This window comes from Hyphococcus sp. (assembly GCF_965228385.1).
Taxonomy (GTDB): Bacteria; Pseudomonadota; Alphaproteobacteria; order Caulobacterales; family Parvularculaceae; genus Hyphococcus.
In genome coordinates, this window is sequence record NZ_OZ245810.1 from 149245 (window position 1) to 161799 (window position 12555).

Below are 12555 nucleotides of genomic sequence, written 5' to 3' on the forward strand. Positions count from 1 at the left end.
CGGCCCCCATGAGCACGCAGCAATCATTCGGCCTTGCCAAAGGCGACCGCCTAACCTGGCGCTATGAAGTGATCGAGCCCATCGGCGCCGGCACCGAGGGCGAGGTCTACAAAATCCGCGAGAAGGCGACAGGCCTCACGCGCGCGGCGAAACTTTATTTTAAATCCAAGGAACACAACTCGAAGCGTTTCATCCGCTATGCGCGCAAGCTCGACGCCCTCAAAGACTGCGACATCGTCGTGAAATATCTCCACGCCGAGGAAGTGTGGATCAATGACCGCTTCATCTATTGCCTGATCAGTGAATATTTCGCCGGCGCCATTCTGGAAGACATGATGAAAACTTATCGCGGGCGTCGCATGCCGGCCTTTGAGGCGCTGAACCTGATCCACGCGCTGACGACCGGCATTGAGGAAATTCACGCGCGAAAAGAGTTTCACGGCGATCTGCACAAGGGCAATATCTTCGTTGAGCGCAACGGCGTTTTCTTCCGTTTACGGACGATTGACTTTCACGAATGGGGCAGAACCCCGGCGACGGAACGGCGCGCGGACGTGCTCTCCATCGCGCGGCTTTTATACGATATCACCGGCGGGCGCGATCATTACAAGAAACAGCCGCAGGCGATCCGCGACATCTGCATGGGCAACCGCTCGGATCTGATCCTGAAAAAATTCCCGACCGTGTTTCACCTGCGCGCGCATCTGGAAACGTTCGAGTGGTGAGGGAGGCATCGTGAACGAGGCTGAGTTTGATGCGCTAATCGATTGCAAGTTTCCTTACAACGACGCGAAAGAGTGCATGCGCCTAATCAATCTAGCTGCAAAAATTTCACCAGAAGCGTCATTTATGGTGCTTCATGAAATCTGTCGGCCACCAAAGGACGCCACAGTCTTAAATATTCGACTCAGCGAACTTTTGACAGAATGGAGGAAGACAGTCACGCATCCGCTAAGAGATAGAATGTTCGAGTGTGCTCAATACCTGATTGGGGGTGGATGGGCGACAGTGGACTTTGCCCTACAGCTCATACGAGAAATAGAAAAATTTCCGGGTCAATATTCAGCTTTGAACATTGCATATTTCTGTTGCGATGATGAAAGTGGTAAAATTGAAAACGAATATGAGCGAATTCGTTCGGCGTGGAATATCTAACCCGCAAACCTTGCGCGCTTCTTCGCCAGCGCCGTTTCTTTTAAAAGCAACTTCACCAGCGGCCGCGAAGTCAGCCTTGCGGCGGCGACGCCGAAGGTGACGGCCAGCGCCCCGATGGTGAGGATTGCATCCTGCGCCACGATGGACGGCGCGTCGAACAGCGAAATCAGGAAGAGGGCCGAGGCCGCGCCCGGCGCGCCGCCGAACCAGGCGAGGAACATCTGGCTCTCGCGCGCCAGCGTGGTTTTCTTGAGCGAGAACAATCTCGGGCCTGCGCGCATCACCGTCACCGCAGCGGCGGCGAAGACGATGGACAGGAGATCCGCCTGCAGGATGCGGGGCGCCAGAAGCACGCCAAAGCCGAGATAGATGAACGGCGCCAGATTGCGCTCCGCAAGACGGCGCAGGCGCACCCGGGTCATGACAGTGGCGCGCGTTTCCTCACCCCACAAGAGCCCTGCGGACGCGGCGGCGATGACGGGATGCGCGCCCGTAAAGCCGGCCATGAGCACCGCGACGAAAGCGGCGGCGATGGCGAAGGCGCCGGCGTGTTTTGCGTATTTCGGCGAATTGGCGATGCGCGCAGCGCCAAGACCCAGAACCCCGCCAATGGCGAAGGCGAATAGAAAGCTGCGCGCCGCCTCATAGACCGGGGTGATCATCGGCATGCCCTGCGGCGCGGCGGTGGCGACCGCTTCCAGCATCACCGCGACGGGAATGCCGAGCGCAAGGATCGCCGCGCTCTCGAGCCGGACGGCCGATTTCAGGGTAGAGGGCGCCGGGGCGTCGGTGACAGCGCGCCGGTCGAAAGCCGCGCCGTTCAGGGTGAGCGCGCCCGCCAGCAAAAAGGCGGCGCTGAACGACAGCTGCGGCGCGAGGATAAACGCCGAAAGCCCGCAGACGATCAAAAACAGCGGCGCGCCGCCGATGGTCAGCCGGAAAGAGGCCGGACAAACACTGGCCAGCTTGGTGATGCGGAATTGCGCCGCCGCGGCGGAGGCGAGGGCCGCCAGCATGATGTCCGCGCCCCCTGCAACCCATTCGGACGGCGCGAAAGGCGCCGCCGAAGCGCGCCAGATGAGGGATACAGCGGCGCCGCCGGCGATCAAGAGGCCGGGCGAACGGGCGGCGGCGTCGAGAAACTTGCCGCGCTTTCCTTTCGCCGTCCCCAGAATCCAGAATATTGCGGCGCAAAGAACCGCGGCGATCGCAAGAACCATGGGAGTTTTAAAACCAATGTTGCCGTTCAGCGCTTTTCACTTGCGCCGAATCACTTTCCGCGACCATGAGTTGATCCGCGCGCAATTGCAAATTGAAATTTGTTTATCAAAAGACCGCATGCGGCGTATTCATCCGCGAAGCTGCGTCGATTTTTGAAAACCGGACAGTCTGCGACGGTTCATGATACCACGGAAAAAAAAGTGGTGGATAGATATCCACGGGTTTTTTTACGGCCGTATGATGCCAGCACGTTCAATTCCAAAAGCAGCAAAAAGAGTCGCTTATGACTGCATCTTCAGATGCTACGAAAAAAGGGAAAACGCGCGGCAAAATTAAACGCGCGATTGCAAACGCGGCGCCGGGCATTGCGCATGCGCTGGGCGGTCCGCTGGCGGGCGCCGCAGTGGCGCAGTTATCGCGCGCGATCTTCGGCGCCGACGACGTTGATGAAGTCACAATCGCCGAAACCTTGTCGCGCGCCGGACCGGAACAGTTGCTTGCGCTGAAAAAAGCCGAACAGGAATTTCAGATTGCGTTGCGTCAGGCGAGCGTTGCGGAAATGGGCATCGACGCCGGCGACCGCGCCAATGCGCGCGAACGCCAGATCAAAATGCATGACTGGACGCCCTCGGCGCTGGGCGCGCTGGTGATCCTGGGATTTTTTGTCGTGCTTGGCGTCATGGTCGCGCGCAAATTGCCGGAAGGCGCCGAGACGGAATTTTCCATCATGCTCGGCGCGCTCGCCACCATGACGGCGGCGGTGGTCAATTATTTCTTCGGCTCATCGGTGGGCTCGCGCGAGAAAACGCGGCTTATTGCGTTTCCGGCGGCGGATGTAAAAGCGCTGAAAGAAATACAATAAGCAGTTGTTTTATCATGATGATGACATCACAGCCTGAAGCCGACATAAGAGTGTTTCCATGACGAGACAGTTTGACATTGCGATTGTCGGGGGCGGGGTGATCGGGCTTTCGCTGGCGCGCGCGCTGACCTCTAGCGGCGCGGCGATCGCGCTGTTTGACGCGGGCGCCATTATTCCGCCGGCGACCAGCGCCGCGGCCGGCATGCTGGCGCCGTCTTTTGAGAGCAGCGACGCGGGCCCGGCGCTGGGCGAGCCGCTTTATCATTTCGGCGCGCGCGCCTTGTCGCTCTGGCCGGATTACGCCGCCGCGCTCGAAGCAGAGACCGGCGTCAATGTCGATTTTCGCGGCGACGGCACGCTCGGGCTCGCCTTTAGCGACGATGAGGTGAAAAGTTTGAGTGAACAGGCCGCGCAGGTTACCGCGCGCGGCGGCGATGCGGTGCTTATTGACGGCGGCGAAGCGCGCAAGATGGAACCGGCTTTATCGCCGGACACCGCCGCCGCTTTATGGGCGCCGCAGGATGCGCAGGTCGACCCGCGAAGATTGCTGATCGCGCTGCGCGCCGCCGTGAAGAAAAAAGTTGTGCAACATATCCCGGAAAAGGTTGCGCGTATTGACGTTGGACCAGAGGGCGTCAGTTGCACAACACAGAGCGGCGCGACTTTCGTTGCGGACAAGGTCGTCCTCGCAGGCGGCGCCGTCAGCGGTCTCGCCTCCAGCGAAATTGTCTTTCCGGTCAAGGGCGACGCGCTCGCCGTGGAAATAGAAGACGGCGCGCTGACCCGTGTGATCCGCGGGCCGGGGGCCTATCTATGTCCCAAGGCCGGCGGGCGCGTTGTGATCGGCGCCAGCGAGGCGCGCGGCCGCACTGACCGCGATGTGGATGACGCGGTTATCGCCGCGCTAAAAGAAAGCGCCGCGCAAGCCGTTCCCATGCTCGCCGATGCGGGCGAGCTGGAACGCTGGACGGGACTGCGCCCCGGCACGCCGGACGGCGCGCCAATTCTCGGCGAGGCGGGCGAGCGCGTTTACCTGGCGCTCGGCCATTACCGCAACGGCGTTCTGCACGCGCCGGCGGCCGCCGCCGATCTGGCGGCGCTCATTGTGGACGGCGCGCGCCACGCCGATTTAGAAAGTTTTAACCCTTCGCGCTTTTCAGCGCCTGTAACGGCGGCGGCGCATCATGGTTAGCGCTTTATTGATAAATCCCGCGCAAATTGAGCCGGAAAACATTGAAGAAAACGCTGAAACGGACGGGCCCGCATGACCGCGGAAATTTCGAGCGCAGGCGCCACAGGCGCCGCCATGGTGACAGGCGCCGTCAAACGGGCCAGCGCGTCTACAGGCGCGCAATTTGATTTTCTCATGAAAATGGCGGCGCGCGAGAGCGGCTTCGATCCGAACGCGAAAGCGAAAACATCGAGCGCGGCGGGCCTTTTTCAGTTTATCGAACAGACATGGCTGGCGACGGTGAAAAACTACGGCGCCGCGCACGGCCTTGGCGATGCGGCGGCGAAAATAAACCGCAACGCGAACGGCCGCTATTCGATTGCTGACCCGGCGGATCGTCAGGCGATCCTCAATATGCGTTTCGACGCGGACAAGGCGTCGGCCATGGCGGGCGAGCTGGCGAATGAAAACAAGCGTTCGCTGGAATCGCGGTTGGGCCGGGCCGTCACGAGCGCTGATCTTTATACGGCGCATTTCCTGGGGCCGTCCGGCGCCGTGAAATTATTGTCCGCCGCATCGAATGTGAAAGCCGCAGACCTGTTGCCGCAGGCCGCAGCTGCGAACAAGCCGGTCTTTTATGACGGCGCGCGGGCGAAAACCGTCGGCGAAGTGGCGGCATCGATCGCAAAGTCCATGGGCGAGGCGGCGGGCGGCGCATCGGTTCATCCCGCGCCGGAAACGAAAAGCATGGCGCCGGTGAAAGCGTATCGCAATTACGTGGCGGACAGTTTCGCTGTTCCCGCGCGTGCGGCCGTCTCACATGTTTCCGGTCTCAGCGCCATGGCGCTTGGCGTGCTTGATGCGCTCGACGCGACCATGATGCGCGAGAAGCGAGATGAGCGGGAGAGCCGCTGATTAGCAGCGTGGGGCGGTGACGCCCTCGGGAAGCCTGGTCTCGCTTGATGTGCAGGCTTTAACAAGTTGTTCCGTAGTCAGATTGACGGCGCCCGATAAATCGGCCCCGTGCAATTTTGCGCCGGCGAAGTTCGCCGCCTTCAGGTTGGTTGCGGAGAAGGTCGCCTTGTTGAGCGACGCGTTGTCAAACCTGACGCCCGTCAGATCGGCGCCGTCGAAAATTGCGCCCGTCGCGTCCGCGCCCACAAAAGATGCGCCTGCGCCGTAACCGGCGCGAAAGTCGGACTTGTTAAGCGCCGCGCCGGCAAACGAGGAGAATGAAAAATCGCTGTCGATAAACTTCGCATCGCCGAACTGTCCCGCGCGGGCCTTCGCCTCGCGCAGATCCGCGCTGGTGAAATCGCTGTTCGGGAAATGAGCCGCATTGAGATTGCTTTTCGCCATGCGCGCGCCCTTGAAATTCACATTTTCGCCGCTGGCGCCTTCGAGGCTCGATTCGTCAAGCAAGGCTTCGCGAAACTCTGCACCAGAAAGGACGGAGCCGGCGAAGTTGGTGCGCGGCAGGTCCATATTCGCGAATACCGCGCCGGTGAAATCCTGCAAGGCGTGCGCCGCATCGATTTTTTGCGGTTTCGTTCCGGTGAGCGAGGGGAGTTTTACGCCCGTGCGATCAAGCGCCTTTGTCAGCTCAGGACCAAGGGTCTCCACTTGCGAAAGCGGCTTGGCGATTTCCTTGCCGATATCCCGCACCGGGTTCGGTTTATTATACTGCCGCGATCCGGGCGTAATCGTCGTGACGAGCGACATGACGCCGACCAGTAACAATAGAATGAGCACAACTAGCTTCATTCCGGCGGACTCCCCAAAAATACAAGCAGCCCGATTTTGCCGTCAGGAAGTCAACGTTTGCTTAAGGGTAAATATCCAATTGTCCGGGCGGGCAAAATCCGCCGCCGCGCAACACGTAACATCGTTAACGCATTGTTTAAGAACAGCCCGTCGATGCGCCGCAACTGTCGCATTTCAGACAGGCGCCGTTCCTGACCATGGTGAACTGGCCGCAATCGGGGCAGGCGTCGCCTTCATAGCCCTTGATGCGCGCCTCGGCCCGTCCGCCCGGCGTCGCCAAAACGCCGCGCGGCGCCTTCTGATTGACCGCGTCAGCCAGTTTGGCGATTTGCGCCTCGATTTCAGGCGGGCTTTCGGCGCGGGGTTTTCTGATGTCGTCAGGGTTTTCAGCTTCCTCGACTTCCACGTCGATCGCGTCGCGCCGCCTCATCTCATTGGTGTTCGCGCTTTTGGCGCCGTCGCGCAGGCGGTCAAAATCGCCGCCGCGCAAAATCACCAGATTGTCGGTTACCGTGGAGCGCGAAAACCCTTTCGATATGAGCTTCGCGGCGTCGGCGCCCGCATCGGTTTTTTCTTCGTCGACGCCGCGGCCGATGGCGTCAACCGCAGACTCTTCAGGACTGACATGGGCGAGGTCGGTGCGTCCGAGATAGGAAATGGCGAGCTCGCGGAAAATATAATCGAGGATCGATGTGGCGTTCTTGATCTGATCGTTGCCCTGCACCGGCCCGGACGGGTCGAACCGCGTGAAAACATAGGCGTCCACGAACTCTTCAAGCGGCACACCGTATTGCAGGCCGAGCGAGACGGCGATGGCGAAATTGTTCATCAGGGAGCGGAAAGCCGCGCCTTCCTTGTGCATGTCGATGAAGACTTCGCCAATCTCGCCGTCGTCAAATTCGCCGGTGTGCAGATACACCTTGTGCCCGCCGACGATGGCCTTTTGGATGTAGCCCTTGCGGCGGTCCGGCAGGCGCCGGCGCCCCGGCGTGCGCTCGATAATGCGCTCGACGACGCGTTCCGCGACGATTTTGGATTTTTCCGCCGACGGCGCAGCGGCAAGTTCATCCGCGAGCGCGTCGTCATCTTCATCTTCGCCGCTCTCTGCAGCGAGCAGGGAGGCGGCCAGGGGCTGGGACAGTTTCGAGCCGTCGCGGTAAAGCGCGATCGCTTTAAGCCCCATGCGCCACGCCAGAAGATAGGCTTGCGCGCAATCGCCGATAGTGGCGCGCGCCGGCAGGTTCACGGTTTTCGAAATAGCCCCGGAGATAAAGGGCTGCGCCGCCGCCATCATGGAAAGATGCGCCTCGACGCTGAGCGAGCGGGTTCCGATGCGCCCGCAAGGCGTCGCGCAGTCAAAGACCGCATAATGCTCGGGTTTCAGATGCGGCGCGCCTTCGACGGTCATCGCTCCGCAGCAGAAAAGATTAGCCTGATGAATTTCCTCATCGGCAAAACCGAGAAAGCGCAGCACCTCATAGCCCGTGGAAGAAAGCTGCGTTTCATGCATGCCGAGAATGTTGACGCAGAAATCCTCGCCGAGCGCCTGCGGGGTGAACGCGTAGGTCAGGTCAAACGCTGTTTTCAGCCGCTCTTCCAGCGCCTTGATATGGCGGTCTTCAAATCCTTCGCGTCTCAGATCGTCAAGACTGACGCCCGGCGCGTCCTGCATCGTGCCGCGGCCTGTGGCGTAAAGCACGATGTCGTTAATCTCGTCATCCGCGTAACCGAGGGAGCGCAATGCTGCGGGTACGGACTGGTTGATAATTTTCAGCAAACCGCCGCCGGCCAGCTTTTTGAATTTAACGAGCGCGAAATCCGGCTCGATCCCGGTCGTATCGCAATCCATGACCAGGCCGATGGTGCCGGTGGGCGCAATCACCGTGACTTGCGCATTGCGGAAACCGTTGATGGCGCCAAGCTCATAGGCTTCGTTCCACACACGCCGGGCGGCGTCCGTCAGTTGCTTGAATGGCGCGGCGTCGGCGTCGAGCTGCGCCGGCTCGACGCTGAGACTTTCAAATGCGCCGCCGATAGCCGTACCGACGCAGGCGCGCCGGTGATTGCGCAGGACACGCAACATAGCCTCGCGATTCTCGTCATATTTCGCGAACGCGCCCACGGTGGAGGCGATTTCCGCAGACGCGCGATAGGCCGCGCCGGTCATCAATGCGGTGGCCCCGGCGGCCAGCGCGCGCGCTTCCTCGCTGTCATAGGCGATGCCGGACGCCATCAACAGCCCGCCGAGATTGGCGTAGCCAAGGCCCAGCGTGCGGTAGTCAAACGACCTTCGCGCAATTTCCGCAGAAGGGTACTGCGCCATCATCACGGAGATTTCCAGCGTCAGGGTCCACAGGCGGCAGGCGTGCTCAAAGCCTTCAACATCGAAACCGTCATCGGTTTTGAATTTCAGGAGATTGAGCGAGGCGAGATTGCACGCCGTGTCGTCGAGGAACATATATTCCGAGCACGGATTGGATGCGCGGATGTCGCCGCCGGCGGGGCAGGTGTGCCAGTCATTGATCGTATCATGAAACTGAAGCCCCGGATCGGCGCAGGTCCACGCCGCCGAACAGATATTGCTCCACAAGGCGCGCGCGCGCAGCGTTTTGGTCGTCTTGCCGTCCGTGCGCCTTTTCAGCGCCCACACGCCGTCTTCATTGACGGCTTTCAGAAAATCGCCGGTGACGCGCACCGAATTGTTGGCGTTCTGGCCGGATACGGTGCGATAGCTTTCCGAATCCCAGTCAAGGTCATAGCGTTCAACGACAATCTCACGATAGCCCTGGCGCGCAAAATCGATAACGCGCTTGATCGAGGCTTCGGGAATAAACGCTTTCTTGGCGTCGCGCACCGCGGATTTCAGCGCCGGATTTTCACCGGGCTCGCAGCGTTTGTCATCGTCGTCCACCGCCCAGCAGGCGGCGAGGATCAGCGGCAGATGCTTCGCTGTGGCGCGCGAGCCTGCAACCAGCATGGCGACTTTTTCTTCTTCGCGCGTTTTCCAGGAAACAAATTCCTCAATATCCGGATGATCGGCGTCGACCACCACCATTTTCGCCGCACGCCGTGTCGTGCCGCCCGACTTGACCGCGCCCGCCGCCGCGTCGCCGACTTTCAGAAAACTCAACAGCCCGGAACTCTTGCCGCCGCTGGACAAGGGCTCGTCCGCGCCGCGCAGATTGGAAAAATTCGTACCCGAACCGGATCCGTATTTGAAAAGCAGCGCTTCGCGCTTCCACAAATCCATCACCCCGCCGTCGCCGGTGAGGCTGTCTTTCACCGACTGAATGAAGCAGGCGTGAGGTTGCGGACGCTCATAAGCGCTTTCGGATTCGGTAAGCCGCCCCGACGCATGATCGACATAAAAATGCCCCTGGCCGACGGCGTCGATGCCGTACGCCCAATGAAGGCCTGTGTTGAACCATTGCGGAGAGTTGGGCGCGGCGATCTGCATCGCCAGCATGGCGCGCATTTCATCCAGATAGGCGCGCGCGGAGTCCTCATCCGAAAAATAGCCGCCTTTCCAGCCCCAATAGGCCCAGGCGCCGGCCATGCGGTCGAACACCTGTTTTGCCGATGTCTCAGGACCGTAGCGCTGATCGGCAGGCAGTTTCGCCAGCGCCTTGATGTCCGGCATGGAGCGCTGGAGAAACGCCGGCATGCCTTTTTCTGCGACTTTTCTGGTGGCGGCCGGGACGCCCGCCTTGCGCAGATATTTTTGCGCCAGAATATCGATTGCGGTCTGGCTCCAGCCTTTGGGAACTTCCAGATCGCGCATTTCGAAAATGATGTCCCCGGAGATCGTGCGGATTTCCGAATCGGCGCGCCGAAAGATGACGCCGTCCGGACGCGCGCCATAAGCGCCGCCGCCATCGTCGGAATATCGCCGTTCAATACGCATCGAATTGCTCCGCCGGGCCGTCTGGCCCGATTCGTTCGCCAAAAAGTAAATATAGTCCCGCAGGCGCGGCCCGTCAGCGGTCCGCCATGGCAAAAGGCCGAAAATCGGCGGTTTTTCCACCTGAATTCGCGTCTATTGCGGGCGGCGTCAACGGGCGCCATATTCGCGCCGCGCGCGGGCTGTAGGCTGCCGGCGGCAGGAATGGATATCTGAATGTTCTCTCAACTGTTTTCATGGTGGAATTCAACCACTTACGGGACGTCGTTTACGCTCTGGCGCAAAGGCGCGCGGCTTGTGGGAACGGACGAGCAGGGCAACCGCTATTACGAGGAAAAAGACGCCAGCCTTCCCGGCGCCGCCAACCGTTCGCGGCGCTGGGTCATCTATCATGGCGTTGCAGAAGCTTCCCGCGTGCCCTCGGACTGGCATGGCTGGCTGCATCACACATTCGACGAACCGCCGACCGTTGCGCCCTTGACGCGGCGCAATTTTGAGACGGATCATTTACCGAATATGACGGGAACGCCGCTCGCCTATCATCCGAAGGGCAGTCTTTCGCGCGCCGGCGGGCCCGCCGACGTCAATGATGATTACGAGGCGTGGTCGCCTGAGAATGCTTAATGCGGGGCGTTGCATGACCGTCAAATACGCCCCGGGGAGTTAGCTATGTCGCGAGCAGGATTTTTTGAAACAGTTGTCGGCGTCATCGTCATAACCGTCGCCGTCGCCTTTCTGGTTTATGCTTACGGCGCCAGCGGGACGGCGCTCGGCAAGAATTCTTATGAACTCGAAGCCATTTTCGGCCGCGTTGACGGCGTCACCATCGGGTCGGATGTGCGCATCGCCGGCGTCAAGGTCGGCACCGTATCCGCGAACCGTCTCGACCAGAATACGTATGAAGCCAATGTCGCGCTCGCAATCGACAAGGGCGTTGGCGTGCCCGAAGACTCCGTGGCGAAGGTTGTTTCCGACGGTATTCTCGGCGGCGCCCATATCGCCATCGAACCCGGCGCGGCCGAAGAGATGCTGCGCGCCGGCGACAAGATCACCATCACACAAGGCTCGGTCGATCTGCTGGGTCTGGCGGTGCAGGCCTTTACCAGTCAGAGCGGCGGCGGCAAGAACAATCAAAATGATAAAGCCCAAGACGATCCGCTGGGAGACTTTTAATGCGTATCGTTACTGTAATAGCCGCGGCCGGCGTATTTTCCGCGGCGGCTTTGGCGCAAACGCCGCCTGCGGACGACCCGCTGGCCGGGCTTGAAGAAAGCGAAGACGACGAGCTGAGCGAGCTGGAGCAGCTTTCGCGATCAGAGGACGACCCTTTCGCCGGCGTCATTGAAAGCGAGATGCGGGAGCCGGTTTCGGTGACGCTGCGCGCGCTCAACAAAACGACGGCGCGGTATACGGATATCGAAATCGAAATGAACGAGGTCGCCCGTTTCGGTTCCCTGGAAATCCAGCCGCGCACCTGCGACAAGCGCCCGCCGGAAGAGTTCCCTGAAACAACGGCGTTTCTTGAAATTTTCGACACCGAATACAATAACCGCTCAAGCGATTTGAAAATTTCCGAACCCGAAGTCATCGAAGATGAAATTGAACCTCTGGATCTGGACGTTCTGCCCGGAGAAGCGGTCGGCGATGCGCCTGCGGCGAGACTGGAACAGACAAAAGGCCCTGCGCCTGTAGTCGCCGAAGGTCCGCAGGCGGAAGGCGTCAATATTTTCCGCGGCTGGATGTTCGCGTCATCGCCGGCGCTGAACGCGCTTGAACATTCAGTTTATGACGTCTGGGTGATCGACTGCAAAACCCGCGTCGTTGAGAGTTGATCCGGCGCGGCAAAAAAGTCCGCATGGGAACGAATCGCCCTGTCCAGCATGATCTGGTAGTCGGTGTCCGCAACCCCGACGAGACCGAACTGGGTTAAATGGTCGTTGTAAAACTGCGCGTCGATAAAATGAAACCCGCCGGTTTTTAACCGCGCCATCAGGTAAACCATGGCGACCTTGCTGGCGTTGGTTTCGCGCGAAAACATGCTCTCGCCGCAAAACGCCGCGCCGACAACCACGCCGTACAGGCCGCCGACAAGCTTGCCGTTTCGCCAGCACTCAATTGAATGCGCGCGCCCCTGAAAATGCAGTTCCGAATAGGCTTCGATGATCGCGTCATTGATCCAGGTGTCAGGCCGGGCTTTTGTCGTCTCGGCGCAGGCGGCGATGACGTCCGCGAAAGCCGTGTCCATACGGATTTCGAAAGGCTCAGATCTCATGAACTGGGCAAGTTTTTTCGGCACATGCGGCTGATTGAGCGGTATGACGCCCCGCTCATCCGGCAAAACCCAGACAACAGCGTCGTCGTCACGCGTACGCGCCATGGGGAAATAGCCGAGCGTATAGGCTTTCAATAGCTCATCTGTACGGATCGAATTGGCGCTGTCGCGGGGCATTAAAGTATTATGAAATGCGCCGGGTGCAATTT

At 60.2% G+C, this 12555-nt stretch carries 12 protein-coding genes; 8 read left to right on the forward strand and 4 right to left on the reverse strand.

The window, feature by feature from the left end; all coding sequences use genetic code 11:
• Window positions 1-8 precede the first annotated feature (8 nt).
• Both ACQK2Q_RS00630 and ACQK2Q_RS00635 read left to right on the forward strand, forming a co-directional pair.
• Window positions 9-725 (forward strand): protein kinase domain-containing protein, encoded by a 717-nt coding sequence (locus ACQK2Q_RS00630; protein ID WP_425407822.1) that lies wholly within the window; start codon window positions 9-11, stop codon window positions 723-725.
• A 10-nt stretch (window positions 726-735) separates the two neighbouring features.
• Window positions 736-1155: a hypothetical protein gene (locus ACQK2Q_RS00635; RefSeq protein WP_425407823.1), complete on the forward strand. Its 420-nt coding sequence runs from the start codon at window positions 736-738 to the stop codon at window positions 1153-1155.
• Here the strand turns inward: ACQK2Q_RS00635 and ACQK2Q_RS00640 are convergent.
• Complete coding sequence (locus ACQK2Q_RS00640; RefSeq protein ID WP_425407824.1) at window positions 1152-2375, reverse strand: cation:proton antiporter; 1224 nt, start codon at window positions 2373-2375, stop codon at window positions 1152-1154. The two genes, ACQK2Q_RS00635 and ACQK2Q_RS00640, sit on opposite strands and share 4 nt — an antisense overlap.
• A gap of 284 nt (window positions 2376-2659) precedes the next feature.
• On the opposite strand from ACQK2Q_RS00640, the gene ACQK2Q_RS00645 reads away from it, so the two are divergent.
• From ACQK2Q_RS00645 to ACQK2Q_RS00655, 3 genes are all read left to right on the forward strand, one after another.
• Window positions 2660-3238, forward strand: coding sequence for a hypothetical protein (locus ACQK2Q_RS00645; RefSeq protein WP_425407825.1), 579 nt, complete (start codon window positions 2660-2662; stop codon window positions 3236-3238).
• Between the two features lie 58 nt (window positions 3239-3296).
• Complete coding sequence (thiO, locus tag ACQK2Q_RS00650) at window positions 3297-4430, forward strand: glycine oxidase ThiO (protein WP_425407826.1); 1134 nt, start codon at window positions 3297-3299, stop codon at window positions 4428-4430.
• A gap of 72 nt (window positions 4431-4502) precedes the next feature.
• A complete protein-coding gene (locus ACQK2Q_RS00655; RefSeq protein WP_425407827.1) occupies window positions 4503-5324 on the forward strand; it encodes a transglycosylase SLT domain-containing protein in 822 nt (273 codons plus the stop codon).
• Here the strand turns inward: ACQK2Q_RS00655 and ACQK2Q_RS00660 are convergent, their stop codons facing one another.
• Window positions 5325-6173 (reverse strand): pentapeptide repeat-containing protein, encoded by an 849-nt coding sequence (locus ACQK2Q_RS00660; RefSeq protein ID WP_425407828.1) that lies wholly within the window; start codon window positions 6171-6173, stop codon window positions 5325-5327.
• 136 nt (window positions 6174-6309) lie between these two features.
• Window positions 6310-10077 carry a vitamin B12-dependent ribonucleotide reductase gene (locus ACQK2Q_RS00665; protein ID WP_425407829.1) on the reverse strand — a complete coding sequence of 1256 codons (3768 nt, stop codon included), beginning with the start codon at window positions 10075-10077 and terminating at the stop codon, window positions 6310-6312.
• Window positions 10078-10290: 213 nt separating this feature from the next.
• Here ACQK2Q_RS00665 and ACQK2Q_RS00670 point away from each other — a divergent pair, with 213 nt between their 5' ends.
• From ACQK2Q_RS00670 to ACQK2Q_RS00680, 3 genes are read left to right on the forward strand one after another with little or no spacing between them, the layout of a single operon-like run.
• Window positions 10291-10698, forward strand: coding sequence for an NADH:ubiquinone oxidoreductase subunit NDUFA12 (locus ACQK2Q_RS00670; RefSeq protein ID WP_425407830.1), 408 nt, complete (start codon window positions 10291-10293; stop codon window positions 10696-10698).
• A 45-nt stretch (window positions 10699-10743) separates the two neighbouring features.
• The gene (mlaD, locus tag ACQK2Q_RS00675; RefSeq protein ID WP_425407831.1) at window positions 10744-11247 is read left to right on the forward strand and encodes an outer membrane lipid asymmetry maintenance protein MlaD; all 504 of its coding nucleotides are present in this window, start codon (window positions 10744-10746) and stop codon (window positions 11245-11247) included.
• Window positions 11247-11906: a DUF2155 domain-containing protein gene (locus tag ACQK2Q_RS00680; protein WP_425407832.1), complete on the forward strand. Its 660-nt coding sequence runs from the start codon at window positions 11247-11249 to the stop codon at window positions 11904-11906. Before mlaD ends, ACQK2Q_RS00680 begins: the two co-directional genes overlap by 1 nt.
• On the opposite strand, the gene aat is transcribed toward ACQK2Q_RS00680, so the two are convergent.
• A complete protein-coding gene (gene aat, locus ACQK2Q_RS00685) occupies window positions 11858-12523 on the reverse strand; it encodes a leucyl/phenylalanyl-tRNA--protein transferase (protein ID WP_425407833.1) in 666 nt (221 codons plus the stop codon). The genes ACQK2Q_RS00680 and aat overlap by 49 nt on opposite strands.
• Between the last annotated feature and the right edge of the window lie 32 nt (window positions 12524-12555).

Coding starts and splice junctions, on each gene's coding strand:
- ACQK2Q_RS00640 (WP_425407824.1), bottom strand. CDS start 2,375: ATGGTTCTTGCGATCGCCGCGGTTCTTTGCGCCGCAATATTCTGGATT.
- ACQK2Q_RS00655 (WP_425407827.1), top strand. CDS start 4,503: ATGACCGCGGAAATTTCGAGCGCAGGCGCCACAGGCGCCGCCATGGTG.
- mlaD (WP_425407831.1), top strand. CDS start 10,744: ATGTCGCGAGCAGGATTTTTTGAAACAGTTGTCGGCGTCATCGTCATA.
- ACQK2Q_RS00630 (WP_425407822.1), top strand. CDS start 9: ATGAGCACGCAGCAATCATTCGGCCTTGCCAAAGGCGACCGCCTAACC.
- ACQK2Q_RS00645 (WP_425407825.1), top strand. CDS start 2,660: ATGACTGCATCTTCAGATGCTACGAAAAAAGGGAAAACGCGCGGCAAA.
- thiO (WP_425407826.1), top strand. CDS start 3,297: ATGACGAGACAGTTTGACATTGCGATTGTCGGGGGCGGGGTGATCGGG.
- ACQK2Q_RS00665 (WP_425407829.1), bottom strand. CDS start 10,077: ATGCGTATTGAACGGCGATATTCCGACGATGGCGGCGGCGCTTATGGC.
- ACQK2Q_RS00660 (WP_425407828.1), bottom strand. CDS start 6,173: ATGAAGCTAGTTGTGCTCATTCTATTGTTACTGGTCGGCGTCATGTCG.
- ACQK2Q_RS00680 (WP_425407832.1), top strand. CDS start 11,247: ATGCGTATCGTTACTGTAATAGCCGCGGCCGGCGTATTTTCCGCGGCG.
- aat (WP_425407833.1), bottom strand. CDS start 12,523: ATGCCCCGCGACAGCGCCAATTCGATCCGTACAGATGAGCTATTGAAA.
- ACQK2Q_RS00670 (WP_425407830.1), top strand. CDS start 10,291: ATGTTCTCTCAACTGTTTTCATGGTGGAATTCAACCACTTACGGGACG.